Source organism: Brevibacterium sp. ZH18, from assembly GCF_022748595.1.
In the GTDB taxonomy this organism is placed as follows: domain Bacteria; phylum Actinomycetota; class Actinomycetes; order Actinomycetales; family Brevibacteriaceae; genus Brevibacterium.
The window spans coordinates 1-24,933 of record NZ_JALDSX010000038.1 but is presented as its reverse complement, the minus strand read 5'-3'; the positions used below and the strand labels follow the sequence as shown (position 1 = coordinate 24,933).

Annotated in this window: 39 protein-coding genes; 4 read left to right on the top strand and 35 right to left on the bottom strand. The window is 60.6% G+C overall.

Annotated features, from left to right (window positions below):
• Positions 1–16 precede the first annotated feature (16 nt).
• The 35 genes from MPN20_RS12960 to MPN20_RS12795 all read right to left on the bottom strand — a co-directional run bounded on the left by MPN20_RS12960 (position 17) and on the right by MPN20_RS12795 (position 21,212).
• Entirely contained in the window at positions 17–1,111 is a 1,095-nt protein-coding gene (locus MPN20_RS12960; protein ID WP_242782770.1) for a Mu-like prophage major head subunit gpT family protein, read from the bottom strand.
• Positions 1,112–1,148: 37 nt separating this feature from the next.
• On the bottom strand, positions 1,149–1,496 hold the full coding sequence (locus MPN20_RS12955; RefSeq protein WP_242782769.1) for a DUF2190 family protein: 348 nt from the start codon (positions 1,494–1,496) through the stop codon (positions 1,149–1,151).
• A gap of 1 nt (position 1,497) precedes the next feature.
• Entirely contained in the window at positions 1,498–2,751 is a 1,254-nt protein-coding gene (locus MPN20_RS12950) for a hypothetical protein (protein ID WP_242782768.1), read from the bottom strand.
• Entirely contained in the window at positions 2,748–3,803 is a 1,056-nt protein-coding gene (locus MPN20_RS17555; RefSeq protein ID WP_242782767.1) for a phage minor head protein, read from the bottom strand. Before MPN20_RS17555 ends, MPN20_RS12950 begins: the two co-directional genes overlap by 4 nt.
• An 11-nt stretch (positions 3,804–3,814) precedes the next feature.
• Positions 3,815–5,371: a hypothetical protein gene (locus tag MPN20_RS12940; protein ID WP_242782766.1), complete on the bottom strand. Its 1,557-nt coding sequence runs from the start codon at positions 5,369–5,371 to the stop codon at positions 3,815–3,817.
• A 21-nt stretch (positions 5,372–5,392) separates the two neighbouring features.
• A complete protein-coding gene (terL, locus tag MPN20_RS12935; RefSeq protein ID WP_242782765.1) occupies positions 5,393–6,892 on the bottom strand; it encodes a phage terminase large subunit in 1,500 nt (499 codons plus the stop codon).
• A gap of 410 nt (positions 6,893–7,302) precedes the next feature.
• Positions 7,303–8,037 (bottom strand): hypothetical protein, encoded by a 735-nt coding sequence (locus tag MPN20_RS12930; protein ID WP_242782763.1) that lies wholly within the window; start codon positions 8,035–8,037, stop codon positions 7,303–7,305.
• Complete coding sequence (locus MPN20_RS12925; protein ID WP_242782761.1) at positions 8,030–8,290, bottom strand: hypothetical protein; 261 nt, start codon at positions 8,288–8,290, stop codon at positions 8,030–8,032. Before MPN20_RS12925 ends, MPN20_RS12930 begins: the two co-directional genes overlap by 8 nt.
• A complete protein-coding gene (locus MPN20_RS12920; protein WP_242782759.1) occupies positions 8,290–8,529 on the bottom strand; it encodes a hypothetical protein in 240 nt (79 codons plus the stop codon). Before MPN20_RS12920 ends, MPN20_RS12925 begins: the two co-directional genes overlap by 1 nt.
• Positions 8,526–8,786, bottom strand: coding sequence for a hypothetical protein (locus MPN20_RS12915; protein WP_242782758.1), 261 nt, complete (start codon positions 8,784–8,786; stop codon positions 8,526–8,528). Before MPN20_RS12915 ends, MPN20_RS12920 begins: the two co-directional genes overlap by 4 nt.
• Positions 8,783–9,415 carry a hypothetical protein gene (locus tag MPN20_RS12910; RefSeq protein WP_242782757.1) on the bottom strand — a complete coding sequence of 211 codons (633 nt, stop codon included), beginning with the start codon at positions 9,413–9,415 and terminating at the stop codon, positions 8,783–8,785. The genes MPN20_RS12915 and MPN20_RS12910 overlap by 4 nt, the downstream gene beginning before the upstream one ends.
• Positions 9,415–9,624, bottom strand: coding sequence for a hypothetical protein (locus MPN20_RS12905; protein ID WP_242782756.1), 210 nt, complete (start codon positions 9,622–9,624; stop codon positions 9,415–9,417). Before MPN20_RS12905 ends, MPN20_RS12910 begins: the two co-directional genes overlap by 1 nt.
• Before the next feature lie 127 nt (positions 9,625–9,751).
• Positions 9,752–10,375 (bottom strand): hypothetical protein, encoded by a 624-nt coding sequence (locus MPN20_RS12900; protein ID WP_242782755.1) that lies wholly within the window; start codon positions 10,373–10,375, stop codon positions 9,752–9,754.
• A gap of 5 nt (positions 10,376–10,380) precedes the next feature.
• On the bottom strand, positions 10,381–10,692 hold the full coding sequence (locus MPN20_RS12895; protein WP_242782754.1) for a hypothetical protein: 312 nt from the start codon (positions 10,690–10,692) through the stop codon (positions 10,381–10,383).
• Positions 10,693–10,703: 11 nt separating this feature from the next.
• On the bottom strand, positions 10,704–11,333 hold the full coding sequence (locus tag MPN20_RS12890) for a hypothetical protein (RefSeq protein ID WP_242782753.1): 630 nt from the start codon (positions 11,331–11,333) through the stop codon (positions 10,704–10,706).
• Between the two features lie 222 nt (positions 11,334–11,555).
• Positions 11,556–11,816, bottom strand: a complete 261-nt coding sequence (locus MPN20_RS12885; protein WP_242782752.1) for a hypothetical protein — start codon at positions 11,814–11,816, stop codon at positions 11,556–11,558.
• 253 nt (positions 11,817–12,069) lie between these two features.
• Entirely contained in the window at positions 12,070–12,483 is a 414-nt protein-coding gene (locus MPN20_RS12880; RefSeq protein ID WP_242782751.1) for a hypothetical protein, read from the bottom strand.
• Complete coding sequence (locus MPN20_RS12875; protein ID WP_242782749.1) at positions 12,480–13,433, bottom strand: hypothetical protein; 954 nt, start codon at positions 13,431–13,433, stop codon at positions 12,480–12,482. Before MPN20_RS12875 ends, MPN20_RS12880 begins: the two co-directional genes overlap by 4 nt.
• Positions 13,433–13,612, bottom strand: a complete 180-nt coding sequence (locus tag MPN20_RS12870; protein WP_242782747.1) for a hypothetical protein — start codon at positions 13,610–13,612, stop codon at positions 13,433–13,435. The genes MPN20_RS12875 and MPN20_RS12870 overlap by 1 nt, the downstream gene beginning before the upstream one ends.
• A 2-nt stretch (positions 13,613–13,614) precedes the next feature.
• Positions 13,615–13,806: a hypothetical protein gene (locus MPN20_RS12865; protein ID WP_242782745.1), complete on the bottom strand. Its 192-nt coding sequence runs from the start codon at positions 13,804–13,806 to the stop codon at positions 13,615–13,617.
• A gap of 8 nt (positions 13,807–13,814) precedes the next feature.
• Complete coding sequence (locus MPN20_RS12860; protein WP_242782743.1) at positions 13,815–14,192, bottom strand: hypothetical protein; 378 nt, start codon at positions 14,190–14,192, stop codon at positions 13,815–13,817.
• Positions 14,189–15,661 carry a DNA cytosine methyltransferase gene (locus MPN20_RS12855; RefSeq protein WP_242782741.1) on the bottom strand — a complete coding sequence of 491 codons (1,473 nt, stop codon included), beginning with the start codon at positions 15,659–15,661 and terminating at the stop codon, positions 14,189–14,191. The genes MPN20_RS12860 and MPN20_RS12855 overlap by 4 nt, the downstream gene beginning before the upstream one ends.
• Positions 15,655–15,945 (bottom strand): hypothetical protein, encoded by a 291-nt coding sequence (locus MPN20_RS12850; RefSeq protein ID WP_242782739.1) that lies wholly within the window; start codon positions 15,943–15,945, stop codon positions 15,655–15,657. The genes MPN20_RS12855 and MPN20_RS12850 overlap by 7 nt, the downstream gene beginning before the upstream one ends.
• On the bottom strand, positions 15,942–16,355 hold the full coding sequence (locus MPN20_RS12845) for a hypothetical protein (protein ID WP_242782737.1): 414 nt from the start codon (positions 16,353–16,355) through the stop codon (positions 15,942–15,944). The genes MPN20_RS12850 and MPN20_RS12845 overlap by 4 nt, the downstream gene beginning before the upstream one ends.
• Entirely contained in the window at positions 16,352–16,732 is a 381-nt protein-coding gene (locus tag MPN20_RS12840; RefSeq protein ID WP_242782735.1) for a WhiB family transcriptional regulator, read from the bottom strand. Before MPN20_RS12840 ends, MPN20_RS12845 begins: the two co-directional genes overlap by 4 nt.
• Positions 16,713–17,195, bottom strand: coding sequence for a single-stranded DNA-binding protein (locus tag MPN20_RS12835; protein ID WP_242782733.1), 483 nt, complete (start codon positions 17,193–17,195; stop codon positions 16,713–16,715). Before MPN20_RS12835 ends, MPN20_RS12840 begins: the two co-directional genes overlap by 20 nt.
• Positions 17,196–17,197: 2 nt before the next feature.
• Positions 17,198–18,085, bottom strand: a complete 888-nt coding sequence (locus tag MPN20_RS12830; protein ID WP_242782731.1) for a recombinase RecT — start codon at positions 18,083–18,085, stop codon at positions 17,198–17,200.
• Entirely contained in the window at positions 18,082–19,104 is a 1,023-nt protein-coding gene (locus MPN20_RS12825; protein WP_242782729.1) for a lambda-exonuclease family protein, read from the bottom strand. Before MPN20_RS12825 ends, MPN20_RS12830 begins: the two co-directional genes overlap by 4 nt.
• Positions 19,101–19,292, bottom strand: coding sequence for a hypothetical protein (locus MPN20_RS12820; protein ID WP_242782727.1), 192 nt, complete (start codon positions 19,290–19,292; stop codon positions 19,101–19,103). Before MPN20_RS12820 ends, MPN20_RS12825 begins: the two co-directional genes overlap by 4 nt.
• Positions 19,289–19,501, bottom strand: coding sequence for a hypothetical protein (locus MPN20_RS12815; protein WP_242782725.1), 213 nt, complete (start codon positions 19,499–19,501; stop codon positions 19,289–19,291). The genes MPN20_RS12820 and MPN20_RS12815 overlap by 4 nt, the downstream gene beginning before the upstream one ends.
• Complete coding sequence (locus MPN20_RS12810) at positions 19,498–19,692, bottom strand: hypothetical protein (protein ID WP_242782723.1); 195 nt, start codon at positions 19,690–19,692, stop codon at positions 19,498–19,500. The genes MPN20_RS12815 and MPN20_RS12810 overlap by 4 nt, the downstream gene beginning before the upstream one ends.
• Positions 19,689–19,814, bottom strand: coding sequence for a hypothetical protein (locus MPN20_RS17395; protein WP_278189898.1), 126 nt, complete (start codon positions 19,812–19,814; stop codon positions 19,689–19,691). The genes MPN20_RS12810 and MPN20_RS17395 overlap by 4 nt, the downstream gene beginning before the upstream one ends.
• Complete coding sequence (locus tag MPN20_RS12805; RefSeq protein WP_242782721.1) at positions 19,811–20,077, bottom strand: hypothetical protein; 267 nt, start codon at positions 20,075–20,077, stop codon at positions 19,811–19,813. The genes MPN20_RS17395 and MPN20_RS12805 overlap by 4 nt, the downstream gene beginning before the upstream one ends.
• Entirely contained in the window at positions 20,077–20,823 is a 747-nt protein-coding gene (locus MPN20_RS12800) for a phage regulatory protein/antirepressor Ant (protein ID WP_242782719.1), read from the bottom strand. The genes MPN20_RS12805 and MPN20_RS12800 overlap by 1 nt, the downstream gene beginning before the upstream one ends.
• A gap of 80 nt (positions 20,824–20,903) precedes the next feature.
• Positions 20,904–21,212 (bottom strand): hypothetical protein, encoded by a 309-nt coding sequence (locus tag MPN20_RS12795; RefSeq protein ID WP_242782718.1) that lies wholly within the window; start codon positions 21,210–21,212, stop codon positions 20,904–20,906.
• A 183-nt stretch (positions 21,213–21,395) separates the two neighbouring features.
• Here MPN20_RS12795 and MPN20_RS12790 point away from each other — a divergent pair, with 183 nt between their 5' ends.
• The 4 genes from MPN20_RS12790 (at position 21,396) to MPN20_RS12775 (ending at position 24,909) form a co-directional block, all read left to right on the top strand.
• Entirely contained in the window at positions 21,396–22,016 is a 621-nt protein-coding gene (locus MPN20_RS12790; RefSeq protein WP_242782716.1) for a helix-turn-helix transcriptional regulator, read from the top strand.
• Positions 22,017–22,021: 5 nt separating this feature from the next.
• On the top strand, positions 22,022–22,885 hold the full coding sequence (locus MPN20_RS12785) for a DUF3800 domain-containing protein (RefSeq protein ID WP_242782714.1): 864 nt from the start codon (positions 22,022–22,024) through the stop codon (positions 22,883–22,885).
• Between the two features lie 183 nt (positions 22,886–23,068).
• Positions 23,069–23,479 (top strand): ImmA/IrrE family metallo-endopeptidase, encoded by a 411-nt coding sequence (locus MPN20_RS12780; protein ID WP_242782712.1) that lies wholly within the window; start codon positions 23,069–23,071, stop codon positions 23,477–23,479.
• Positions 23,480–23,502: 23 nt separating this feature from the next.
• Positions 23,503–24,909, top strand: a complete 1,407-nt coding sequence (locus tag MPN20_RS12775) for a recombinase family protein (RefSeq protein WP_242782711.1) — start codon at positions 23,503–23,505, stop codon at positions 24,907–24,909.
• Positions 24,910–24,933: the final 24 nt, after the last annotated feature.

Here is a 24,933-nt window from a genome sequence, read left to right as displayed (position 1 = left end):
GTGCATGAGGGGTGGATCAGACCTTGCCATCGGAGGCATAGGCGACGAGCGCCTTACCATCCGAATCCTGCAGGCCCTTGGCCGCACCGTCGATGTGACGACCGCGGAAGTCGATCGTGTCGTCGAGGTACGATCCCTCCTCGAACGGAATCTCGCCGCCGCCGACCCGGTTGCCCTGGTCGCGCTTCGTGCGAATGTCGACGTTCTCGTGGCCGAGCAGCGACACGTGGAGGATTGCCGGGTGCACGCTGGACTTGTTCGCCAGGAGGTACCAGGTGGTTCCACGGTTCGCGGACTTGTCGATCTCGACGAGCTTGCGGGACACGACGACCTGGACGAGACCCCGGAAGGGGTTCTGGATGCGGGTCTTCGTTTCCTTGTTGCCCTCGGTCACCTTGAGGTCGAGCTCGGCCGCGTTGATGATGCGGTTCGCTTCGATCTGCAGGGTCGGAGGGACGACGAGGACGAGTCCGGTGGTGTCGACGAGGTCACCGCGGTGGTCTTCCTTCAGTGCGAAAGCTTCGACAGCCTTCTGCAGATTCTCCGGGGACAGTGGCAGGTGAGCCACGGAGTCGAAGAAGTCAGCACGCGGCCCGGTCTCGGACACGAACGTGGAAAACACGTTGCGGTTCGAGGTCTCGACAGCACCGTTGCCAAGTCGACGAGGGAAGTCGGCCATGTCGGTGAAGTCACCGGAGAGGGCAAGCTCCCAGGTGTATCCGAACCGGCGACCGAACTTCGAGACCTTGTATTCGACTTCGAGCTCGTCCAGGGTGTCGGCCTTGTACTCTTCGCCCTCAGCGACGGGCTCGAACTCGGTGTTGCCAAACAGGTCACGCAGCTTCTTGGGCCGGAAGTCGGGCACCTTGCGTTCGAGAGCGAACGGCTCGTATTCCTTGACGGCGTCCTTCTGTGCCTGGATGGCTTCGACTTCGAACCCCTTCGACAGGAGGATCGGGAAGTCGCTGGTGGACATGGCTTCCTTGAAGCGGGCGACAGCCATGTGGCCGCCCTTCTGGGCTTCGTTAAAGAGCTTGGCAGCGCCGAGCACCTTCGCCTTTGGTGTGGTGCCGGTGCGGAATTCCGCCTCGGCCAGCAGATCTAGTTCCATTGTTCTCTCCTAAGAGTGTGGGGATGCGTTGGGCTGGTCAGCCGGCTGCGGGTGCGGGAGGGACGGCACCGAAAGGTGCGACTTCGGCGGGGCCGGTGCCGGTGGCCTTCGCCTGGTTCGAGACGCCCCACACCTTGTTGGTGCCTTCAGTTGCGGTGAGTGCTCCTGCTGTGGTGAGGTACACGACCTGGCCCTCAGTGAGTGCACCGGCGACGTCGATCTCCCACGACCCGTCGAGCCACACAGTGACACGGTCGCCTTCGGCGGCATCGATGATGGCGACGCCACGGTAGGCCCCGATTGCGACGGGCTGACCGGACTTGTAGTCCTTGTCGGCGGTGAGGGCGATGTGCTTGTTCTCGGGGTACTTCTGGTTCTTCGCCATTTCAGGCTCCCTTCAGAGCGACGAGGTCGTCATAGGTCAGTGGGGTGTCGTCGGATTCGGTGACGACTGGGCGGGATTCGCCGAGGCCGCGCACGGATCCTGTTGCGTTGGGCGCGAAGGTGAGTTCGTCAGCGAAGGTCTTTGCTTCCTTGACGATCTGCTCCGTGTCCTTCTCGGATGAGGTGAAGGACTCGATGAGTGCGTCCTTCGTGGCGGGGGCGTCGATGTTCTCGAATGCTTCCTCGACGATGTTGGCGACTTCGAGGCGGCGGGCTTCCTTTGCGCCCTGGGCCTTGAGCCGCTTGATTTCGGCCTTGAGTTCACCGTTTTCGCGGCGGAGCTTCTCGACCTCAGTCTCGTTGCCGTTGCCGCCGCCAGAGCCGCTGTCGTTGCCCTTGGCGAAAGGGTTGGGCTTCTTCGAGTCGGCTTCGTCGACCCGGCTGGTGTCCGTGTTTCTGGTGTCACCCATTTCGGATGCCTCCTTGTTGTCGGATTCTTGATTTCCATTCCCAGCCGGGGCCGGGGTGGTTTTGGGGACGTACTTCGTGGTGGGCACGACTTCGGTCGGCTGACCGGCCAGGGCTATGTCCGTTCCGTTGGCCGTGTACGTCTGCTCATAAGTGCCGGAGCCTGTCGGGGATTCGAGATCGAACCACACGACGTGACTGTCGGTGTCGAAATCTCGGACCCACACGTACTGTTTCTCGCCGCCGTGCTGGGACTTCAGTGCGTCCTGCAGCAGTTCTCGGGTCTCCTGCGTGCTGGCCTCGCGCACCCTCGCGGATTCGATGACTTCGAGGATGCGGCCGCCGCGGCCCGCCCGGGTCACGAAATCGACGGAACGGGCCTCTGTGAGCCGAGTGACTATGCGCTTTCCAGCGTCCTCTCTCACTTCACCGGATGCGCGGATGCTGACCCCGATGTCGTCCTTCATCTCCTCAAGCACTGGCTTCCAATGCGAGTAGATGCGCGCCTCAGCAATGAGCCCGCCGGCGTCGTCGTCCCAGTGGGCGTCTTCGGTGAGGACTCCAACGAGATCACGAAGAGATCCTTCGGGGCGTTCCCAGTCCTGCGCTTCTGTGGCGTGGTCAAGGTACATGTGGGTGCCTGCCGCGAAGACTTTGTCTCTGCCCGCTGCTTCGATCGTTTCTTTGGGATACGTGCCTGACGAGCCGGTGCCTGGGGTGATGACACCGATCTTGAACCGCCCGCCCTCCTTTTTGGTGAGAGTGCCGGCTTCTTTGAGGATGGTCATGTCTTCGCCGCCTTTCGGAGGTCTGCGAGCGAGGTCGCTTGGTATGAGGGGCGCCAGTCAGGGTTGTCGACGCGCTTGGCCATGTCGGACAGGCTGATGTCGCCGTCCATGAGCATCCGGTAGCGGTCAGGTCCGAGGGCAGAGACGGCATCGTGCGGGTTCTGGTCGATCCAGTCCTGCGAGGATTGGATGAGGTCCGGCGGTTCCTCGATGTCGGGGAATCCGAGGTCAGCCCAGGACTGTGTTTTGGGGATGAACGTGCAGCGTCCGTTCTGGTGGTCAAATGGCCCGGGAGTATCGGGTGGGTATTCGGTGCCGTGCTTGCCGACACAGGAAGGGCACGTGCGGGAGCTGAGTTCGGCATGCCACACAACAGCAGTCACAGCCGGGTTGCCCATGTTCTGCGCCCGGTTAGCGGCACGGTGTGCATCGAGCATCTCGGTCCTGGCCAGGCGCATCGCTCGGGTGAGCCCGCCATTGAATCCTGACCGTGTGCGTTTGAGCATTTCCGCCGCCGCAGCTGCTGGCCCCCAACCGGACGGGACTGCCCGAATGAGCGCCGATTTCATGGCGTCGACCGCCTCGTCAGAGAGCGGCAGTGACGATGCGTGGATCTGACCCAACGACCGTTCGATGATCTGCTCGAGTGCAGACTGGTCGACGCGGGTGAAGCTGGGGAGCAGTTTCGAGTCGACGGGTGGCATCTGCGAGGCTGCGACCCCCGTCGTCAGGTCGGCGGTGCGTTCGACGACTTCACGGATGGAGTCCTCCAACAGTGGCCCGATCTCCGCGGCGAGTTCCTGGAGTTTCGCGGCCGTCATCGCTAGGGCGCGTTGTGTGCGAGCCAGGTTCGTGATCTGCGCTGGTGTGAGCGGTTCGCCCGCGGCCTTGCGTGCCAGGACCACAGCGATTGTGTCCTGCCATTCTTGTGCGATCTCCTGCCAGGCTTGCGCCCACCGTGCAGTCAGTGCCCGGGTAGAGGCGTCCACGTATTCGTCGACGACAGCCCGGAGTTCGGAGGCCCGGCGTAGCGTGAGTTCGTTGATTGCCACGCCGGCACCTCCTACTTGTTCAGTGCTGCTACCGGATCCTCGCCACGGTTGAACGCATCGACCGCGGCATCACCTGCCGACGTGTTCGGGTCGATGAAGTTCCCGGCATCGTCTGTCCAGGCTTCGAGGATTTCGTCGACGTCCCGCACGCCGAGAGCACGCAACAGGAGTCGCATGGTCTCCAACGGTGGGAGCTTCTGAGTAGCGTCCGCGTCGACGATGGCCTTGACCATGATGTCGACAGGCGTTTCGTCAATGTCGGGCCAAGTGATCGTGAGAGTGCGGTCCGCTTCGCCCTGCAGGATCACTTCTTCCTGCTGGGTGTACGCATCCACCGAGACACCGCCCTTGAGCGGTCCCTGTGGTGCAAGGACTGCCTGGTCGATGACGTGGCCAAGGATCGCCCTGTACGTTTCCGTCCAGACTTCACGACGCCCGTTCATTTCCAGGCGGGTCGGCTGGTCCAGGGTTTCCGCGACAGCGCGTGCGCCGGTCTGCCCGGGGTCTGCGAGGAGTGTGGTCACTGGGAGTCCGAGGGCTGCAGCAATCATGGTGGCCAAGGGTCGACCGGATTCGGCGTCGATGGTGGCGCCGGACTTCGGTACTGCCTCTAACTGCGAATTGGGGTCCATGGCCGCGATACCGCCAGCCTCACCCAGACCATTGAGGGCTGAGCGTGCCTGCTGTGCAGAGGAACGTTTACCGGAGAGCTTCCACGCGATCCGAGCGAGGGACTTCATGAGCTTCGCCCAGTCCTCAAGGAACTCGCGGTAGGACCTTGCCCAGGGCAGAGCAGCGTAGGCGTCGCCCACGCCGAACTTGCCGACCGTGTTGACGGCGACCATGAACACTGGGGCATCCCAGTTCACCGGGTTGCCGTCGATCACAGGGAAGCGTCTGGTGGGCTTGTGGCCCATCGCTGGATACCAAGTCGTCTTCTGTCGGGTCGTGACCTTCGCGGTCCGTTCCCCGATCGTCGACTCTTCATAGTCGCGGCGATAGAACCAGACCTCGGATGCATCTTCGGGGTTGGTGATGATGTCCGTCATCTCGATCGGGTCAAGCGTGCGGATGCGAGTAAACCCGGTCTTGGGATTCGAGAATAGGACGGCGTAGACCATGCCGTCGGTGCCGAGCTGGTTCTCCATCCGCACATGCGCTTGAGCGCCGGTGAAGGCTTTGCGGTTACCGGGATCGTCGAGGAAGTTCTGCACGACCGAGTTGACGTCCTGTGTGCCACTCTCCTTGCCGTCTGGGGCTTGAATGCCGACCCCGCCTGCCCACACGTACCCTGCGCGCAGGGCCAAGCCACGCTTCACGAGGGGATTCGAGATGGCGAACACTCGGCAGAGTTCAGCGGCTTGTCTGCGAGCCTCGGGAGTCATTTCTCGTTGACCCTCATCACCAATCTGAGACCAGCCGCGATCTTCCGCGAATGACGCCTGCAGCTGACCAAGGTAGTTGGCGTTCTCCTCGAGCTTGAACTCCAGCGAGTCGACTACGCCGCGGAGGCGGTCCACTTCGGGGTCGTGTGCTTCGCGGAGGCCTAGCCGTTCGAGCATGCCCATGGAGGCCTCCTTCGTGTTGGTTCAGAATGGGGAGATTGACCACTCGCGTTCGCCCGCCCATTCCTCGGCGACGAGTTGCGATTCGTCGATGAGGGGGTAAAGGAGAAGGTTCTGTGTCGCGATCGCCATGGCATCACATGCGTCATCGTGAGGTGCTCCCGGAAACCCACGTGCTTCCTCGATGAGGTCTTCCACGTTGGGGAGCAGTGTCGATGTTGGCAGGATGATGTTTCCGGCGAACGCGAACGGTGAGATGGCGAGCATTCTCGTGTACTTGGAACCTTCTGGCTCGACGGGGATGATGCCGGACATTTCGCGTGAGAGTGCGACAGTCGCGGCGTCACCGTTTGCCCTCGCTTCAACGTACTTGGCTGCCGCTTGCGGGTACTTGGCGGCCATGGATCGGAGCGCGTCGAGGGTGTCATTGAAGTTCATTCGGCGGCGGATCATGTCGAGTAGGTAAATGTTCGGCCCGACGCGCAGCCATGTTTGGATGACAGCGAAGTCGGACGTCTCGGTGTCGCGGAACGTGAGGTCGGCACTGATTGCCAACTCATACCCGTTCTCGGATAGGCCGGGGATGATCCTGGTGCCGTCGTCACGTTCGACCCACATGGGCTGGTTGAACCGTGACCATTCGGCAGGGAACACGCCGCCTTCGTCGAGGGTGGGCCGTTGCTGATAGAGAGATGCCCAGGCCTTCGGCCCGGTGGCGATCTTGCGTTTTTCCCACTGGGCTTCGGTCATGCCGTGGACGGTTTCGAGGTACTCCCCCGGTCGCCGTCCCAGCGGGTCTGTCTCACCCTTGGATGGGTCGTGGTCGGCTTGTGCGGGGATGCTGAGGATCTCCCAATCGTCTCCGCCGGGCATGTTGAGGATCTGGCCGGCGAGGTCGCCGGTGGACCATCGGGTCATGATGAGGACGACGGACGTTCCTGGGTGGAGGCGAGTCTGCGCTGTTTCGGTCCACCAGTTGATCGCGGTCTCTTGTTTGACCTTGGAGGTCGCGTCTTCGTGGTTCTTCACTGGGTCGTCGATGATCATGAGGTTCGATGGGCGGCCAGTCAGGGCTGAGCCGATGCCAGCGGTGAACATGCCGCCGATGTGGCCGTCGAGTTCCCATTCGTGCTGGGCTGACACGCCATCGTTGATGGCGAGCCCGAGCAGATCCGTGTTGACCATGATGTCATCGCGGACTGCGCGGCCCCACCTGCGTGCCACCCCGGTCTCGTATGATGCGAGGGTGATGCGGGTGTCGGGGTTCTGCGTGAGCACCCATAGTGGGAACCGTCGGGAGGCTGTCTGGCTCTTTCCGGATTGCGGCGGAACCGAGATGATCAGGCGAGAGTCGGGAGTGTTGTAGGCGCGGACGAGAGCTTCGTCGATGAGCTGTAGGGCGGGAGTGCGCACGACTTTCGGGTCGATGGTTTGGGCGAGCGCGAGGGGTGATTCCCAGCGGGGGCGTGAGTCTGCGGATCGCTCGAGCTTCTCTGCTAGCGCCGTCATCCAGTCAACGGACACGACGCACCTCCATGAAGTTGATACCGGTTTTGGGTGCGAGTTCCGGCAACTCGGCAACTGCAACCACCCTCGGTAGCGAACACCCGGCAGCTGGAGTTGGTCTAATGGGGCGGCGTGAACCTTTGCGACGGCGCACCCGCTCGGCATGAGCCCGTGAGCGGGGCTGTGGTGTCACGCTCTTGTCGGGCTCTCGGCCCTGCGGTCGGGATCGCGCATCCCGCTTGCCCCGGTTGGTAACGCAGTCCGGCCCTGCGAGTTTGATGCCCCCTGGAGCCTGCGGTGAGATGGTCGCGGCTGCAACAGGGGGCGGGGAACGCACTCGACGGGTAGAAAAGTGACAAACACCCCGTGAATGCGAAATGAGACCCACGCCCGAAGGCACGAATCTCATTACACATAACGTTAATCCCCTACGATGCCTGTTGTCTAGTTAGACGCGCCAGCACTTCGGAGACTCTGAAAATTGGGGTGTTACGTGTTCCTTCTCGGCACACTGGGGAGAGTCCTTCGTGCGGTCCGATGGCACCTCGCGCCCGTCGCCTCTCGTCTACTTCTTGCAGTTTGAGGATCTGCTTCGCGGTGACTTCGTGGCCGTGGAGTTTGAGTGCTTCGGCGCAGTCTTTCGCGGGAAGGTCGACGTCGAGGACAGTCACAGCAAGAGCGGCCCTGCCATTGCGCAGGGTTTCGCCGGCTGCATCCCCTGCTCTCAGCTCGTTGCCGTCGGCGAACACTGGCCGCCCGTTGTCCCATCCGCAGAACTTCCGTGATGACACTCCACGGTTGACGATGCGGGAGAGCTCGGCGACTTCTGTTTCGACTTCGGTGATGAAGTCGTCGTAGGCGGGGTGTGCGGCGAGCCAGTCGGCTTGCTGGTAGATCCATGCGGCGATGGCGGTGGCGTTGTCGGCACTGTCGTATTCGATGTCTCGTTCTTCAACGATGAGGAGGGCCCACGAGGTGAGGATCTGTTTGAGGCTGGCTCGGGTGTCGATGGTGTCGTGGTGCAGGGGTAGGCGTGGTTCTGTGGCTACGCCGGGTGCGTCGCTGAGTCGTTGCACTCCGGCGGTGGGGAGGCTGGCTTCCATGAGGTCGCTGATCTGGTCGCAGAGACCCCTGATGCGCTGTGCTGGGACTGGGTCAGACATGTGGCCTCCATTCGGCTGATGGGGTTACGTGGAGGCTCCCGGTGGTGAGGGTGATGGTGAACATGTAGATCGGGCCGATGCAGATCATGGGCGCTTCGCCGAACATCATCTGTTCTTCAACCACTTCGCGTTCGTACCGAATGCCGGAGACTTTGATTCCGGAGTGGAGTCGCCGGTCTTCTCGCACGTCGACCTCGGTGCCGACGGTGGACAGTGGCATGGTGTCGATCGGCAGCCACGGGTTATCGGTCATCACGCTTCTCCTCTTGCGACGCGATTCGCGAACGCTTCGACCTGTTCGTCGGTGACGCACAATGCGGCCAGTAGTGTCGCTTGTTTGATGTACTTCACGTGCTCTCCGCTTGGTGCGGTGGCTTTCAGTTCGCTGATTGCTTTGTCCTCGGCAGGGAGTCCAAGCAGAGCACGCTTCAAGCCCTCAATCGCCACGTTCAGGTCGAAGCCCAGGGTGTCCTTCATCGGGTTCTCGATCATGGTCGTCCTGCTTTCTGCATATCGCTGATGAGTTGCTCATATGTGTTGGCGATGAGTTCCGCGGCGGTCACCCATGTCATGGCGCCCGTCCCGGCTGTGTTTTCGGCTTGGTGGATGCCGTCGTCGTAGATGGACTGGGCGTGGCCTTTCACGGTCAGCCCGGGCGGGGTGGATCCGATGGCAGCGTGCTCGAGGGCGAGGAGGCCGGCTGCCCGGCGGATGCGTTCTCGTTGGGCTTGGACTTGCTGGATCGTCATTTGGCCCCTCCCCCGACGTTGCGGAGGATCTTCGGGATCTCGACGGCCGCGAGCTTCATCTGCTCCGGGGTGGCACCGATCGCAGGGAGTAAGGCAGTGATGACAGCTTCGAACTGTTCACCGGTGCGCTCAGCGATGCGAACTTGCCGTTCGTCGACGCCGGCCTTGAGTGTTTCGCCGGCGTACCGGGCAAGCTGGTCCTGGGCTTTGTGCAACAGCGTGTACACGATGTGCTGGCGAGCTTCATGGACGGTCTCAGACTTTCCGCCCATGGGGTTGTCTTCCTCGGACTCCTTCGTCTTCCCCCACCACAGTTCACCGTCGGTCTCGAGGAGTTCGACTTGGTGTCGCAACCATTCGACCTCGCCGGCCTTGGATGCGACGAGATCCAAGAGTGCCTGCGCGGGGTCGAGGTCGGTACGGGGTGTGCCGAGGCGTCGGGCGACGCGGGTGAGCTTCTCTTGCTCGAGGTTGCGGGTAGCGGCGGCACGGGCCTTCTTTGATCCTCCCCCATGGCGGAGGCATACGCGGAGGCCGCGGACGGGATAGTTCTTGCACTGGTCGCCGCGCTTCTTCGAGGTGGCTTGGCATTTAGCCGGATCCCAGCCGGACTTGTCGACGGCCACCATCAGAGCCCCGACACTTCGGTGGTGACGTAGATGGTCGCACCGTTGGGTACCGAGTGTTGGTGGTCCCCGATGGTGAGGGTGCTGGTGTCGTTGGCGGCGTTGAGGGTGATGTTGTGGAGGATGCCGCGTGAGCATCGTCCGAGAGCTGCGAGGGTCGGGAGGGCGACTGTCTTCCCGAGGGCGTCGGCGGTGAGGTTGCGAACTATCATGCATGGAGCATGCGACCGGACACGGGAAAGTTACCAGAGACGACACGCTGACAATAAGACATAAAATTAATTGGCGAGCGCGCTCAAACCAAACGCACTCACCAACTACCCATTGTTAGCCAATTAATTAAACGTAGGAACTACGCTGACCAAATGCTCGTCCTGAATCCTTAGCCTGCCGCCTTTCGCGCAGAACACGCTTCTCAACGACTGCTTCATGTGCGGACTTCGGTCGCGAGTATTTATGCATCACATACTCGCTCGAGGATGAATACAGACCCTCAACTCCGGGCGATTCAATGTCTAGAGACCGATGTAGACGAATCAATTCTTCTGCACTCACTGCGCCCTGAAGGTTACTTAACACCTGCAAGGCGCGAAAGACCTCCTCATGACGTTCAGAAGCTTCAAATTGCCAGTTGCTGTATTTCCACACCAAAGGCTTAGGACTCAAATCTTCCTCGGCCAGTAGATCAGAAACCTTGTCGTGCACGAAGAATGAGACAGGGACATCACCAATCCCGGAGTGGCGACGAACCGGCTCGATCGCAGGAGACCCAGTGTGTTCAGGTTGATACTTCACGTCCAACGCAGCTTTCAAGCTCTCCGAAATCTCCAGGAGATCCCTACTCGCATCTAGCGCCGAACTTGCATAGCGCTTCGCACGCCTCGCATTCAACAGCTCGCGCACCAACAGGAGCACTGAGGTGATCAGAGCCGTGATGCTCACCCCGATCACTAGGACTGACATCTGCGTCACTCTGAATCCCCCCTCTCAAGCCTCCGGTCAATGCGTGTAATGGTCGATTCTACCTCACGTAGGCGCGTGTTGAGAAGCTTATTCAGCTCTTTCATGTTTTTACTAGTTCGTTTATTCATTTCCTTAATTTCGGAGAACTGATCTTTAAGTAATTTGGCCGCAGTTGGATCAAGTTTCGATTTTAGGAACAATGCCAGAACATTGATAATGGCGGTTATGGCAGCAATAATCGCAGTGCCAAAATTTATCGCTCCAGAACCGGAATCAACCAAGCTTTCGCTGCCCGAAGAATTGCTCAGAATGTCCACGAACTCAAGCATCATTCGTCATTTCCCGAATTTTCCGCCGACCGGGCCCACCTGGGCACCTCCACCGCAATTTCAGAATCGGACAGCCTTCTGATTCTTGAATGAACTTCCGCTAGATCTTCACTAAGTTCTTCGAGCGCAGAAAGCGGTATCCGAAATGAAATTGCGTCTTGGCCTGCAACATGTTCATCGAAATCGAAGCGGGCAGTGACAACCGGAGCAACTTGAGCGCCGACTTCTCCGCCAGTTTCGAGGAGCTGAAGATCAATACTCAATGCACTCCTCATTAGATTCGGAAGAAAGCTATCTCGCGATTGCAGTCCGCGAAGCCTCTCCACTCCGGCAGCATAAGGCTGAATAATTTTGTCTAAAACTTCGCGCTGAGGGTTCGATAATTCTGGGATTGATTCCGACACTTCTTCTTTGACGCTGTCAAATCCTTCTCTTGAACCAACTTCGAACGCCACACGCAGAGCGTCGATCGAAGCTGACCATTCCTCGCTGTCAACTTCGATGGGCGATTCGATGTCCCATGCCAGTCCACTCCTCAGCTCATCGCTGAAGGCAACTCCGTGTTCGAACGCAACCGTCAATGCTTGACGGTACGAGGCTAGGTCCAGTAGACGTTGCAGTGAGGTCATGTCACTCCTGACTATGGGCTGTGGTTGTTCTTATGCTAGCTTGAGCCGGGCCAGTCTGATGTGACTGGAATCAGCTATTCGTCCTGAAATCGGCGTATGGCACGAGGTTGCCGAGCTCCGCGCAGCCCTTCGGCGCGTAGTCTCGGATTTCGTTACGGTATGACTACGAGTAGACCTATGGCGATTGGCAGATTTCACACGATCCCCACGCGCAGTATTTACTCATGCTTTCTCCTCGATCCGGTCGGCGCGTTCCAGCAGTTCTTTCACGGCGGGGTGCTCGCCATGCATTGGCTTGAGTAGCCCCGCCCGCGCAACGAGAGCGTAGGCCGCTTCCCTCAGCACATCAGCTTTGACCTTGGCGATCATCCGATCGAACCGCTCAGGTGCTTGCCACATGTGACCGCCCCACTGCCAGTACAGTGCGGCATCTTCCACGGTTGGGATGCTGGTGTCGAAGTCACGGGGCGTTTGCTCACTCATGCTCATAGTTTCCTTCCATCCACGGGACAATTCCCAGCCCTGACACGCGGTTGGTGAGGTTCAGTTTCGGCCTCACCGTTTGGTGAGGTTGCGTGAGGTTCGGTCCCGGGGTTGTCGATGTTTGAGGTTCCGGCGGAGTCTCTGTGTGCCTCGTGGAGCCGTTTTCGTGTCGCCCATGACTCCACGTGTGATTCGAGGATGACTGCGGCGACGACGGCGGCAGGGACGAGCGCGGCGGTGATGATGAGCGGGATCATGCCGCACCCCTGAGCGCCAGCAGCCCGCGCCGGTAATCCGCCCACGGTGTTTCGCCTCGCTGGTAGTCCTCGTACTGCTCAGGAGTGAGCGCACCAGACGCGACAGCCTTCGTGAGCGCCTTCGTCGTCGCGAGCTCCGTCGCCGTGTCGGTCATGTCAGCTCGCCCAGACACAATCGTCCCGACCTTGGCCAGGCGCGCCTTCCGTTCGGCTTTGATGATGCGCACGACGTGGGCGGGCATGAGCCAGTCCGTGGACTCGTTGTAGTGCTTCTTCACAGCGTGCTTGGCCTCCGCCAGCGTGTACGGTCCCAGGAGGTCGTACCAGGCGGCTGTGGTCTCTTTGTTGAAGTTGCGGTTGTCGTAGGCGCTGATGAGGGCGAGGAGTTCGCCGGTTTCACTGAGTCTCACAGGAGTTCTCCTTGGATGGTGGTGGATTGTTCTTCTTCGTAGCGGCGGAGTTCTTCGATGACGGCACGGTTCTGGTCCATGCGTTCATCGGCTTTGTTGCGGGCTGGTCCCCGCTCGGGTGGTCGGCCGCCAGGTCGTGGCCCGAACTTGAGTGCGTTGTTCAGCCAGGTGTGGAATCCGCGTGACCAGTCGACGAAAGTTTTGCCGTTGGCGATGGCGTGGTCTCGAAACTTCTCGACCTCAGCATGGAGATCGACGCCGAGTTCGGCTGCCTTCTGCTCGTGCGATTCGTTGGGCGTCCAGTCGTCCGGCATTCGAGTCTTGCGATTACTCAATCTCGGTTTCGCGGGTGCATCCCCCACACCGTTAGGTGTGGGTTGGGGACGGGTCGGGACGGGACGGGCCGGGTCGGGGACGGCGTGACCCGGTTGGGACATGCCCGTGACTCCGGAAATGTCCCGCTGTGAGTCCCGCGTTTGTCCCGGTGGGACATTGCCCTGACCTGCGAATTTGCCTTCCGAATTTCGGCGCTGCTTGCGCTTGCGGTCCCGTTCCTTCTCTCTCTGGTCTTCAACGTCGGTCTTCGTTGGCTGATATTCGGACCATTTGACGAACTGATACCCCGACGCTTCAGGGCTCTCGCCCCACTCGTCATATCCTGTCGATTCGGACACTTCCAGGACGTCCGAATCTGTCCCAGTGGTGTCCCGCTGGGACATTTCCGGGACAACTCGTCTCCACAGACCTGTGTTCACAAGCGCCTGGGCGTGTTCATCTTCAGCACCGAATTCCTCGATCATGAAGTCGGGGATGTACCCATCCGTGAGGTCGTGAGCCGACCATGATCCCGCCATCGTCCACAGCCCGATCGCGGCGGTGCGGAGCCTGCGCGGGATCCGCATAACCTTGAGCGAGGAGTAGAGTCGATCGTCGACTTTGAACCAAGCCATTACTCCCCCACCGACCCTTCGATGGTGAACGCGCCGCCGTTTTCCATGCGGACGGTCAGGACCTCGTCCGGGTCGGCTGCGCTCAACGAGCCAATGAACTCGCGCAATTCTCCGACTTTCAGGACGTCGTGGTCATCTCCGGCGTAGAGGAGCTTCACGCTTGACGTGATTTCAGCCATCGTTATTCCCTCCCTGGTCGTGGTGGGAGCAGCCCGAGCATGGCGAGTACTTCCACAGCTTGGTCGAAGGGCAGACGCTTGCTGACGAGGCTGGCGGCGCGAGCCTTGTCCTCTGGTGCGGCCTGGCTCTGCTCGAGCGTGATGGTGCCGAAACTGACGGCGGCGGGGTTCGCATATCCGATGGTGTTGGTCATGTGGTCTCCTAGAACGGCACGGATTGGTCGATGAACTTGAGATGGATGCGGTACCGGTCCTTCACTGGTGCTTTGGGGCCGCGGCGGTAGTCGGGTCCGATGACGTGCCGGCTATCGTCGTCGGGCCATGCCCCTGCATCCGTGAGGCCGTCGAGAGCGGCCTTGACGGCCAGTGATGCGTTGCCTGGGTCTGCGCGGCCGCCGGTGCGGAATCCGATCTCAGCGATGACGAGTACGGGTGTCGGCAGGACGAGCTTCTGCTGCTTGGCGAGGTAATGGGCGAGTTGGCGGATGTGCTTCTTCCGCTTAGCGAGAGCCGCCCAGTGGTGCCGATCGTTGTCGTTGATCCAGTACGCCTTATGGATGTCGACGACGAGTTCGGTCATGCAACTTCCTCAAGAAGTGATGCGACGGCGACCCTGATGAGGTCGCGTGCTGCTGGTGGCGTGACCGCATTGCCGGCCATGCGCACCTGCTCACGCTTGTTCCCCAGCAGCAGGTACTCCTCGGGGAAAGCCATGCCGAGCTTGATCTCGTGAGGCGAGAGCATCCGGAACAGGCAGTCTTCGATATTGATCGTCGTGTTCGTTGCCAGCGCGTGATGCGTGCCGGATGCGGCGAACGTGTCGAATGGGTTCGTGACTGGTTTCGGTGTGTTGTTGTTACGCAGTGGGATCACGACCGCCTTCGACGCTGTGGCATGGACGGTGCGCAGTGGTTCGGTTTCCGGCCAGATGCGGTAGTAGTCTCCCCCGCGTTTTGGATTCGCCGAATCGTAGGTGTTCCCCGCGGCCTCGAGATGCAGGGCGGGGACGTGCACGAGCGCAGTCTCGTTGCGCGTCGTCTGCGTGCGCATTGCCTCCGTGACAGTGCGCGCTTCCTTCCCGTCTCGACCCTCAACAGGCACGAGCAGTGAGGCATGAAGACCACCAGCGACGAGCGTCGGTGCCGGCTCGGACAACGACGTCGAACGAGACTCATCCGCCCCGGACACATTGTTGACGATCATAGGTTCGACGTACTTCCGCAATCCCGCCTGGATTCGCTTCATCGTCTTCACTGCGAGTGGTTTGTCACGGTCGCCGATGCGCTGCGCAGGGATCGACCAGTCGATGACCGACGACGCCGGCAACCATCCCGGTTCCACGATCGAATTGCGGCAGTCTACGGACGGGCACCGCCACACGTACTGAGTCCGGTAGCGGCCCCAGTTCGGCGTCTTCTTGAACGACTGCACGGCGGGCACGACTTCGTCGCACTGTACGCAGTACGCTTTCGGGCGAAGACGGTCGAAATCGGGTCGCCGGTTGCCCTTGAGCCAGAACACGACGTACATGCGGTCACGTGACTGAGGTGCCGGGAGGCCGTAGGCCTGGGCGTGCATCGAGTTCATGTACACGACGTGGTGCTCGTAGCCGAGAGCGTCCATTGCCATGATCCATGCATCCCACATCACCCACCGGGCGGCGTCGACGACGTTCTCGGTGATGATGATCTTGTACTTATGGTGCTCGGCGAATCGGGGAACGTCCCACATGGTCGCCCGGGACCGTTCTGCAGCCTGATCCGGTTTGTCGAATAGTGACTCGGCCTGCATCTGCCGTTTCACACCCTTGGCCTGGGAGTGATTCGTGCACTCGGGTGAGGCCCAAAGAATGTCTGAGTGCGGGAAGTAGCGGGGGTCGATCTGGGAAACGTCGGCGAGGACGTGGTCGGCGTCCTGGTGATTGGTGTTGTGGGTTTCGATCGCGAGATCCCAATGGTTCGTCGCGACTTTCACCTCGACGCCGGGAACACTGAGTGCACCGGTAGAGGATCCGCCCGCACCGCAAAACATGTCAGTGAGTGTCAGCATGGTTCCTCCATGAGGTCGAGGAACTCCTTCGGGAGTTCGGGTTGGATGTTGTCGAATGCTGCGATCGTTTCCGCGTACTCGAGGAGCTGCGAGTATTCGATGACGTCAGTCGGGTCGATGCTGATCGTCAGGGAGCTCTTGTCCGACGTGAAAGAGTGCGGTCGCCCGCGGAGTCGCTCGAGGCGGTTGTCGAAAGCCTCTTGCGCGGTGACGTGGGCCTGCTGGGTGATGCCAGTGACTTCGCGACCGTCCGGGTGGACGGTGGTGATCTTGACGAAGCTCACGCGGCCACCTGCTTCGGTGCTAGACACTCCGCAATGAACGCCTGCCCCTCAGTAGTGAGCGCATACGCGGCGACCTCGGCGCGAGTGATGCCCGTGGTTTTCTCAGCCGGGGCCCCGTCGAGGTTGCGTGCGGCGGCGATGATTCGCCGGTACGTGGGGGTTTTGAGTGTGGCGCGGGTGTCACTGCGCATGATCCGGTAGTACGACTCGTATGAGATACCGACGGTTTTGATCGCTTCTCGTGCTGTCGGGTAATGGTCAATGATTCGTCTCATCAGATGCTGCACGTCGCCGACTGTGTGAGTGCTGACGGGCCCGCCGTGGATCTCTTGTTCGCGGTGTCGGCGGCACGCTCCGGCGGCGTAGTGGGCGTTGGTGCAGGAGGCGTATCTGCAGGTTGGTGTGGTCATGCTGCTGCTTTCCTTTTCTCTTGTTCGTATTCGCGACGGTGTTTGAGCCGGTGGACTTCGCGGTCGTCGTCGCAGTGGGGTGAACGGGTGATTATGGGTGACCCGCAGTCGGCGCAGATCTTGCCGGGGTCGAGTTCGGCACGTTGTCGGGCTGTCAGTCCTCCACGGATTCCGAAGCGTTCGTTATCAGGTTTGCCGCGTTCCTCTTCGAGGGACTTGAGTGCACACATTGCGCGAAGTGGACAGTCCCAGCACAGACGCAGGGCTTCGGCCACCCGATCGGGCGCGGTGGAGAAGAACATGTCATCCGCCACCACCGCCCCGATCTGGGCACACACGGCACCCACCCAGTCGTCACTAAAACGGGGGTTCGTCACTGCCAACTCCTGGGTTCTGTCCCCATCCGCTCGACTGCTGGGTTTGGTGGCCCTGATGCGGGTTGTTGCCCCACTGCCCGCCACTCTGTTGGGATTGCTGTCCCCCGAAGTTCCCGCCCTGCTGCTGGTCCCGCTTCGGGTACACACGGAGACCGTCCCCGTTGACCTTGATGGATAGGCTCTCGCCGTTCTGCCCGTCGTACTTCTCGACGCCGGTGATAGTGCCAGTCACGGTCACCTTGGATCCGCGTTCGGGGTTCAACGCCGATGCGAGGTCGGCGTGCTCGGCCCAGTAGCTCACGTCGTATGCTGTAGTGGAGAGCTGCTCCCAGCCACCGTTGCCGTCCGGCTTCGACCGTCCAGCGAGGACTCGAATATTTGCGACCCGCTTGCCGCTATTCGTTGTGTTGAAACGCGGATCTGACGCGATCACGCCGGGAATGTTCACTGTTGCGTCTGCCATGGTTATGCTGCTCCTTCTTCGTGGATTTCGCCCTGGTCGTCGATGAGGACGCCGTCGACAACTTCTGTGTCGTTCTGGGGCTGGTTCTGCTCCATTTGGCGGAGCGCGGTCCCAGTGGTCATGAGGAATGACTTCAGGTCATCGTTGAGCTCCCCCGATGCCTTGCACGCGTTGAAGAGAGCAGCGAGCTGGTCGGCCGTCTCGCAGTCCCCGGCTTCCGCATACCAGTCACGTCCTGACGGTTCCGGCTTTGCCTGCACCTGCTGCCGCTGCTGAGTCGTGCGAGGTCGAGGTTGCGGTGCACGGTTCACAACCTGTGAGTTGTCGGCCTGCGCCATTTCATCGCTGGTGTACAGCCCGCTGAGGTCTTCCGGGAACGCTTTACGGATCGCGAGGGCCTCGGCGCACTTCGCGATCATGCGCGCCGGCATTTTCTTCCACATCGGCCCGGTTGCCGTGTACTCGGACGTCAGGGCAACCGTGGTGAACTTCGATCCGTTGCGCTCGACAATGACTTTCGCGGCAGCGGGGGCTCCCTGTTTCAGCCACACGTCGGCCCACTGTCCGTCATCACCGCACCAATATGTTTCGGAGATTCCCCAGGTGCCTCGGGTCTTGGTGGTCACGCGGTCGGCGATCTTGTAGAACCCGTCGATGCCGGTCTGGATGGTCGGCTTCCCCGAGCGGGTGATCATGTAGATCTCACGCTTGAAGGGATCGAGGCCCGACTTCTGTGCCTGATGGAAGAACACAGCCAGGTCGCCCTGGGAGTTCGTGGCCACGCCGAGCTGTTTCAATGCGGCCATCTGCTGGTCAGTCCAGAACTGCTGATCCTGGTGCACGGCGAGAGTGGATCCTGCGTGCTGGTTCATATCTGTGGACATGGTCATGCTGCTTTCTCTTCGATGATGGACAGGCGACGGGTGGGTGCCGACTGCTTGGTGTATTCGGTTTCGACGTCTTTGAGTGCCTGCTTGGTGGGTTCGATTCCGCGTTCGGCGAGGATCTTCTCGAGCACCGCGGTCTTGTCGAATGAGCGTCGTCCCGCGACCGACTGCCAGCGGGCCACAGGGCGGCCGTTGACGGTGAGGTATTCGTGGTCACCGATGACAGCCTTGAGCCGTGTCTCGATCGCCGTGCGTTCGTCCTTGATCGACTTCTCGGTGTCCTTGACTGCAGTGAGGCGTTGCAGGTCGTCGGTGACGAGTTCTGGCAGGGGTGCCTCGGCACAGGACTCGGGGTCGAGGATGTGCGGGTATCGCACGTTCAGCTCGTCTGCCGTGACCGTGCTCAGATCGACCGGAGGTGGCGTGTTCGATTCCACGTAGGCCCAGAATTCGGCACCGGTGGCCATGATCTCCGCGATCAGCTTCTCGTCGCGTTCGACGGGGCCGATGATGTGCGGCGTCCGGTCGACGAGGGCAATGAACCATGCGTGCGAGCGACCGGTGACGCCGAGATAGAACTGGGTCTGCACGTAGGCGTTGTCAGGTACTTCTCCGGCTTTCCAGTCCTTGGCTTTGTCCGTGTAGATGCCGGTGGTCTTGATCTCGAGGACTCCCCCGTCGGCGGTGAGCCGATCAGGGTTCGCCATCGCCCACAGGTGTTCCTTGGAGACGTAGGTGCCGACGTTGCGTGTTGCGATTCCCGTGTCGGCGGTAAACCGTGCAGCCAACAACGGCTCGACTTCCTGGCCGAACCAGAAGATGTCCTTCTGTTCCTCGATGGGGTCATCGGCGCTGGTCTTGTCCTGCCAGATCGCGAACGGTGTGGTGAACGATGATGCTCCGGTGATCTCGGCCATGTCGGATCCGCCGAGGTAGTTACGCCGGGTGTTGAGCCAGTCCTGTCGCGATGCGTCCGCGGAGAGGATGAGCTTCGCGTTGGGTACTTTCCAGTCGGTGGTCATGATTCTTTTCTCGATTCTTTGATGGCCGCGGCTGCGCCGATCGACAGGATGATGAGTCCGAGGATCGACAGGCCGTTAGCGGTAAGGGTGAAAGTGAGTGAGTAGACGTAGGCGGCGGCGCCGAGGCCAGCCAGTGGCGTCCAGAGGAGAAAGCAGCGGCGCTTGCGGTGCTTCTCTGCGGTGCTCATGCCGCTCCCCGATCCAGCGGGAAAGCCGCGCCGCGGTCCCGGTAGTGCGACTGCTCGAGCACCGCGTCCTCGACGTCGTTGAGGAACTGCTCCCCCGCACCATCGGCGAGGACGCCGGTGACTTGCTTGCCCTTGACGGTGACGAACTCGACGTGGAGTTGGCCGTTGATGTGGTTGACAGTCGCGGTCTTGGCGTTGAAGTGCATCATGCTGCGGCCTGCCTTTCGGTGAGTTCCGCCCGACGCTTCGTGATGAGGACTTCGAGCTCATCCACGGACGGACCACCAGGGGTGTAGGCGCGTTCTGCTGCCTCTCGGGGTGTGCCGACGTTGAGCATCTGGTGGTACCCCTCGGCGAGGGTACGGCCAGCCTTGGTGATGGCTTCGTTGTAGGTGGTCATTGGTGGCTCCTGATGAACTGGTCTCGGTCGGACCTGTATTCGGCCCATCCGATGACGGCGATGAGTCCGGTCCCGAAGGTGATGAATCCGGCGATGGCGGCCGCGATGGCGAGGTAGTTCACGACTGGTTCTCCTTGTGGAGGGCGATTGCGTCGCCGGAGACTTCGAAGGGGTAGTTGTCGACCCCGCCGATCTTGTTGAGGCGCTTAGGGTCGAGGTCGCCCATGTTGGCGACGGCGGAATACTCTTCGTTGTGCTGGTCGAGAGCCTGATCCAGCCGCTCGCATGCGCCGCACTCGTCGAGGTGCTCGGTGATGATGGTGCTGACCGTTCGGTTTTCGAGCGGGAACGCTGCGCCACAGTCGAAAGCAACAAGGGTGATCATCACGCCACCTTGAGTTCATGCTGGACGTGCGGGATGCCGAGCTTGCGGCGGATGAACTCCACACCGGAGGGCTGAACCGTCGTCGTGTACGAGCACCCGATCGTGTCGTCCTTGCGCTCATACGAGTACGGGGTGACTTTGAAGTGGTGTATGTACCGCTGATACGGGGTGTTGTGCATGTGGCCCTTGGCGATGAGAACGCCGTGATTGCGCAGCTCCGCGAACAGTTTGTTCTGCGAGAGGCCGAGCATCTTCGCCACGCGCCCCACCGAGTACGTACCGTCGGCGTTCATGAACGCTTCGTAGGCATCAGCCTTGGGCTCAAGGACGGCGATACGCTCGTCCTTAGCTTCGAGCACCTTGTTCGCCTCGATCAGTGCGCGTGCCATCAACTCAGGGCCAGTAGGGGCGGGAGCAGTGAGCGCCAGGCGCATCGCATAGAAGTCCTGGACGAGTGCGACCTTGAGCTCTCGGACAGGAGCAGTGTTGCGCAGGTAGGTAATCAGAAGGGTTGCCTGCTGCTCATTGAGGTTCGCGATCTCTCTGCTCTGCATTCCGCCTGCGGTCTGAAAGGGTGCGATTTCAAATCCGACCCTTCCGAACTTCTCGAAGTCGGTGATGTTGTCGCGGATGAGGCGAATGACACTGGCGTGCTGATTGCCTGTCTTCGTCGCGACGATCATGGTGTCCGTCTTCGGTTCCCCGTCGATCATTCGAACGAGACTGGTATCCTGAATGTGGTTCATAAGACTGGTCCTTTCTGGATCTTCGGCCCTCAGCACTCCACTGCTGGGGGCTTTCTCTTTGTCGTGATGCATGTCGGCTCCTATGCGGCCTGCTGTCGACCTACTTCTCGTTGGACGTTAGACATCCTGCTATCGAAAAGCGCAGCGACTGGCATGCCGAGGCACTTCGCCAGCGCCTTTGCGGTCTCGGGCTTGCAGGTGCCTCGGTAGCCGCTGCGCAGGTTTCCAACCGTGCCGCGTTTGACGACCTCCCGGCTCTTCGACTTCCTCAGTTCTGCGGTTGCAGCGTCAGCCAGTCCGCGAACCGTGAAGCCGTTGTGTTCCATGAGCTGAGCGAAGAGTTCCGCGCTCCTGAGCTTCACATCGAATCTCCCTTCAATGACGACCATTGTGTTTCCTCCTTCCGTTGTTCGTCTAGTTAGACTATAGACAGTTTGGACAGCTTTGTCCACCCCGTCCACAAACTTTTTTCCTAGATCATGCGGAACGCCCTAATTACAAGCGTGGAATTCGTGGACAGCGAGGCTAGTGTGGGTGTTGCATTACCCGCTAGCAGACTGGACAGTTGGACCGTGAGCATCGAACTCCCGAAGTCGCTCGAACGAGCAATGAGAAACGCCGGCCTTGTTGACCCGAGGTCGGACAACCCATCACTCAATCAGTGGTCGAAGGAGTCCGGGGTTCACACGTCAACGATCAGCAGCTTCTTGACTGGCAGGAAGAGCCGACCGGCCAACGTGCAGAAGATGGCGGACGCACTCGAAGTGTCGCCCACCGACCTCTACAGCATGGTTGGACGCGAGCTCTCCCCCTGGTCGCCGCCCAGCGGCACAGAGAAGCTGAACACTCGTCAGCGCCAGGCATTGAATGAGCTGATCCTGGCGTTCATTGATGAGGATCCAGCAGAGAAGGCAGGTGAGGGAAATGCAGACAGTCCCACCCCCATGAACCAGGCCGGAGTGAGTCCGGCAACAGGCGAGGATGACGGGCTCGGCGCATTCGGTGGCCGAGCTCGCGGAGACCTCGACCACGAATCGAAGAATGACGGCGCCGGCAACAACGTCTATTCGCTAGTCCCTCCCCCGCCGGCAAGCGACACCGCTGCGTACCGTGCGCCCAACCGGGGCAAGAATCAGAAGGACAAGCAAGATGAGGACGCGGAAGGGTCACAGGACTCGGGGGATGACGAGTAGCAGCCATGTACAGCGAGGATGACGAAGAGTGGTACCAGCGGGCATACGAAGAGGAGCTTTGGTTCCACTTGTATGGGGAACTCGAACGCGTGCACAACCCAAACCCCAATCCGTCACCCGCGCCGCCAGCAAAGCCGAAGTTCATTGCGTACATCGATGAATCCGGGTCAGCCGGGGGAAAGGCCGACGGCAATCAGTTCTTTGCGTTGGGGGCCACAATCATCAATGCGTCTTCTAAGGACGCTGTGCATGATGTCCTCGAGCTGATCAGAAAACGGACCGGGCGCCGAAGCGGAGACCTACTGCACTTCAAGAATCTAAAAGCCAGCAAGGGGCATCGTCTTTCAGCGGCCTCTGAGCTGCAGAGCAAGCTATTCATCCACTCAGCCGTCATCAGCGACAAATCGGCTCATGAGAACAGTGCCAGCTGGACTCACGATCACACGTACTACTGGGTGATCACGCTACTCATGGAACGCCTGTCATGGATGGCTGAACTTTGGGGCGGCGAGATGGAGGTGGTACTTGCCCATAAGCGTCACATGACTCGAGCCAAGCTGAAGCAACACGAAACTCGACTCAGGAATGGTAGAGGCGCGGCAGTCGGCAATCGAATCAACTGGGATGTCTTCACCGGACCTATCCGGATCAGCACGCCGCAAGACACTGAGTTTCTGCAGCTTGCGGACATGTTCGTCTCGGCCGTTGGGGCCGCCGTCAACGGGGAAGGCCAGAGCAGGACGATCAACTTGCAGTACCTCAAGGCGCTCGCGGCTCAGCTGTATAGAGGGCCAAGAGGAGCCGCATCAGCCTATGGAATCAAAGTCCACCCATCGAAAAGCTGTCCATCATGGGTATCCCAAATATGAAGAACGAGCACCTCATACCGCTACGCGGGGGCCAACGCTTCCGTCAGCAGGTGCTCGTTCTGTTGCCAGTGTCCCACGACGAGACATTGGGAAACAAGCAGAAACACTGAACTATGCGTAACTTCACGTAACTATCGGCAACCACGTCCGTCGTGTCAGCCCTTCCCTCTATGGTCGTGAACTATGCACCATCCATGGAGAGAACTACGTGAGCGCGGGGACGGCGTTGTCCTGCACCGCACCAAGTTCAACGACAATCGAATAGCCGCCACCAACGGCAACAACGCCATCTGGATCGACGCCGATCTCCTGCAGGTCGAGAGACGCTGCGCGATTCAACACGAGCAAGCGCACATCGATCTCGGGCACACGAGCTGTGACGACCCGAAAGAAGAACAAGCAGCGCGTCGACTAACCGCGAAGAAGCTCATCGACTGGGACGATCTCGTCGACGTCTTCAGATGGGCACACACGGCGCACGAGGCGGCCGACGAACTCTGGGTGACACCAGAAGTCCTCGAGGACCGTCTGCGGTTCCTGCATCACCGTGAGAAAGCACTGCTGGCCACCATCGGTGCCGCCCGTCACAGCTGAACCAGTTTCGAGAAAGACAGACCATGACCACCCGTGCAGTTTTGTACCTTCGTCAGTCGACCCATCGTGAGGAATCGATCAGCCTCGAACTCCAAGAGGCCGCGTGCCGGCGTCACTGTGAGGAGCGCGGCTACAGCGTGGTGATGGTGGAGTCCGACCCGGGTATCAGTGGTCGGACGTTCAACCGTCCCGCGGTGAAGCGCGTCATGGAAGCTGTCGAGGCACAACAGGTCGACGTCGTAGTGCTCTGGAAGTGGTCTCGCATGTCTCGGTCGCGCCGGGGCTGGGCGATCGCGGCGGACCGTGTCGACGTGGCTGGCGGCCGCATCGAATCCGCGACAGAGGACATTGACGTCTCCACCTCCCACGGTCGCCTGGCGCGGGGCATGATGGTCGAATTCGCCGCGTTCGAGTCCGAGAGGATCGGCGACCAGTGGAAGGAAGCACACCAGCGGCGGGTGAACATGGGGCTGCCGGCGAATGGGAAACCGCGGTTCGGATACCGCCGACTCGGCGAGGGGTTCGAACCGGACCCGGAGACCGGACCCGTTCTTGCAGATCTCTACCGGCGCTACATCAGCGGCGAATCGTTCTACGCGCTCGTGAAGCATCTCAATGACAACAGCATCACCACAGTGCCTGGCTATGGCACCTCAGGTGGGGCCTGGTCTGACAGGAGTCTGCGCAGGGCACTCGATTCCGGGTTCGGTGCGGGTCTGATTCGATCGCACGACGAGTACTCCGCCGGCATCCACGAAGCAGTCATCACCGAGGACGAATGGAAAGACTACCTCGCGGCCCGTCAAAGACGTCGAGTACACCGCGGCTCCGAACGATCGACATATCTCCTCTCAGGGATGGTCCGGTGCGACTGCGGTTCAGCCATGGTCGCCGGACAGTTCGGGTGGAAGAGAGTACCGAAGTTCCGATGCAAAGCTGCGGCCGAGAAGCGGGCCCATGATGGCGGGTATGTGTCAGCGCATGTCCTTGACGATGAGGTGAGAGCGTGGCTGCGAGGCCTCGTCTCGGACCTTTCTGAAGCCACGACAGCAGAAACGGGTCTCAAGTCGAAGCGGACCAAGGCCTCGGCGAATCTCTCGAAGCTTGGTGCTTCGTTGACGCGTACCGAACAGGCGATCACCCGACTCACAGTGTCATTCGCGGAAGGGGTTCTTGACCTCGGCGCGTACCGTTCCGCTACTGAGGAGCTGAAGCAGAAACGTGACGGGCTCATGGTGGCACTCAAATCTGTCGAGTCTGAGCGGAGAGCGATCCCGGTTTCTCTTGAAGTGGTGCAGTCATTGCTGGATGATTGGGACATCCTTGGTGTGGAGCAGAGACGCGAGACGCTGAGGGGCCTTGTGAAGCATGTGGTGGTGAAACCGCAACGACCGAAGTCGAAAGTCAGTGTTGTTCCCATCTGGGAGTAGGGTGTGCGCTCAGTCGGTCACCCT

What these genes read in the sequence shown, in the direction of transcription:
- MPN20_RS12960 (WP_242782770.1), bottom strand. Translation starts at nt 1,111, where the DNA reads ATGGAACTAGATCTGCTGGCCGAGGCGGAATTCCGCACCGGCACCACA.
- MPN20_RS12955 (WP_242782769.1), bottom strand. Translation starts at nt 1,496, where the DNA reads ATGGCGAAGAACCAGAAGTACCCCGAGAACAAGCACATCGCCCTCACC.
- MPN20_RS12950 (WP_242782768.1), bottom strand. Translation starts at nt 2,751, where the DNA reads ATGACCATCCTCAAAGAAGCCGGCACTCTCACCAAAAAGGAGGGCGGG.
- MPN20_RS12940 (WP_242782766.1), bottom strand. Translation starts at nt 5,371, where the DNA reads ATGGGCATGCTCGAACGGCTAGGCCTCCGCGAAGCACACGACCCCGAA.
- MPN20_RS12930 (WP_242782763.1), bottom strand. Translation starts at nt 8,037, where the DNA reads ATGTCTGACCCAGTCCCAGCACAGCGCATCAGGGGTCTCTGCGACCAG.
- MPN20_RS12925 (WP_242782761.1), bottom strand. Translation starts at nt 8,290, where the DNA reads ATGACCGATAACCCGTGGCTGCCGATCGACACCATGCCACTGTCCACC.
- MPN20_RS12920 (WP_242782759.1), bottom strand. Translation starts at nt 8,529, where the DNA reads ATGATCGAGAACCCGATGAAGGACACCCTGGGCTTCGACCTGAACGTG.
- MPN20_RS12915 (WP_242782758.1), bottom strand. Translation starts at nt 8,786, where the DNA reads ATGACGATCCAGCAAGTCCAAGCCCAACGAGAACGCATCCGCCGGGCA.
- MPN20_RS12910 (WP_242782757.1), bottom strand. Translation starts at nt 9,415, where the DNA reads ATGGTGGCCGTCGACAAGTCCGGCTGGGATCCGGCTAAATGCCAAGCC.
- MPN20_RS12905 (WP_242782756.1), bottom strand. Translation starts at nt 9,624, where the DNA reads ATGATAGTTCGCAACCTCACCGCCGACGCCCTCGGGAAGACAGTCGCC.
- MPN20_RS12900 (WP_242782755.1), bottom strand. Translation starts at nt 10,375, where the DNA reads ATGTCAGTCCTAGTGATCGGGGTGAGCATCACGGCTCTGATCACCTCA.
- MPN20_RS12890 (WP_242782753.1), bottom strand. Translation starts at nt 11,333, where the DNA reads ATGACCTCACTGCAACGTCTACTGGACCTAGCCTCGTACCGTCAAGCA.
- MPN20_RS12885 (WP_242782752.1), bottom strand. Translation starts at nt 11,816, where the DNA reads ATGAGTGAGCAAACGCCCCGTGACTTCGACACCAGCATCCCAACCGTG.
- MPN20_RS12875 (WP_242782749.1), bottom strand. Translation starts at nt 13,433, where the DNA reads ATGGCTTGGTTCAAAGTCGACGATCGACTCTACTCCTCGCTCAAGGTT.
- MPN20_RS12870 (WP_242782747.1), bottom strand. Translation starts at nt 13,612, where the DNA reads ATGGCTGAAATCACGTCAAGCGTGAAGCTCCTCTACGCCGGAGATGAC.
- MPN20_RS12865 (WP_242782745.1), bottom strand. Translation starts at nt 13,806, where the DNA reads ATGACCAACACCATCGGATATGCGAACCCCGCCGCCGTCAGTTTCGGC.
- MPN20_RS12860 (WP_242782743.1), bottom strand. Translation starts at nt 14,192, where the DNA reads ATGACCGAACTCGTCGTCGACATCCATAAGGCGTACTGGATCAACGAC.
- MPN20_RS12855 (WP_242782741.1), bottom strand. Translation starts at nt 15,661, where the DNA reads ATGCTGACACTCACTGACATGTTTTGCGGTGCGGGCGGATCCTCTACC.
- MPN20_RS12845 (WP_242782737.1), bottom strand. Translation starts at nt 16,355, where the DNA reads ATGACCACACCAACCTGCAGATACGCCTCCTGCACCAACGCCCACTAC.
- MPN20_RS12835 (WP_242782733.1), bottom strand. Translation starts at nt 17,195, where the DNA reads ATGGCAGACGCAACAGTGAACATTCCCGGCGTGATCGCGTCAGATCCG.
- MPN20_RS12830 (WP_242782731.1), bottom strand. Translation starts at nt 18,085, where the DNA reads ATGACCATGTCCACAGATATGAACCAGCACGCAGGATCCACTCTCGCC.
- MPN20_RS12825 (WP_242782729.1), bottom strand. Translation starts at nt 19,104, where the DNA reads ATGACCACCGACTGGAAAGTACCCAACGCGAAGCTCATCCTCTCCGCG.
- MPN20_RS12820 (WP_242782727.1), bottom strand. Translation starts at nt 19,292, where the DNA reads ATGAGCACCGCAGAGAAGCACCGCAAGCGCCGCTGCTTTCTCCTCTGG.
- MPN20_RS12815 (WP_242782725.1), bottom strand. Translation starts at nt 19,501, where the DNA reads ATGATGCACTTCAACGCCAAGACCGCGACTGTCAACCACATCAACGGC.
- MPN20_RS12810 (WP_242782723.1), bottom strand. Translation starts at nt 19,692, where the DNA reads ATGACCACCTACAACGAAGCCATCACCAAGGCTGGCCGTACCCTCGCC.
- MPN20_RS12805 (WP_242782721.1), bottom strand. Translation starts at nt 20,077, where the DNA reads ATGATCACCCTTGTTGCTTTCGACTGTGGCGCAGCGTTCCCGCTCGAA.
- MPN20_RS12800 (WP_242782719.1), bottom strand. Translation starts at nt 20,823, where the DNA reads ATGAACCACATTCAGGATACCAGTCTCGTTCGAATGATCGACGGGGAA.
- MPN20_RS12795 (WP_242782718.1), bottom strand. Translation starts at nt 21,212, where the DNA reads ATGGTCGTCATTGAAGGGAGATTCGATGTGAAGCTCAGGAGCGCGGAA.
- MPN20_RS12785 (WP_242782714.1), top strand. Translation starts at nt 22,022, where the DNA reads ATGTACAGCGAGGATGACGAAGAGTGGTACCAGCGGGCATACGAAGAG.
- MPN20_RS12780 (WP_242782712.1), top strand. Translation starts at nt 23,069, where the DNA reads ATGCACCATCCATGGAGAGAACTACGTGAGCGCGGGGACGGCGTTGTC.
- MPN20_RS12775 (WP_242782711.1), top strand. Translation starts at nt 23,503, where the DNA reads ATGACCACCCGTGCAGTTTTGTACCTTCGTCAGTCGACCCATCGTGAG.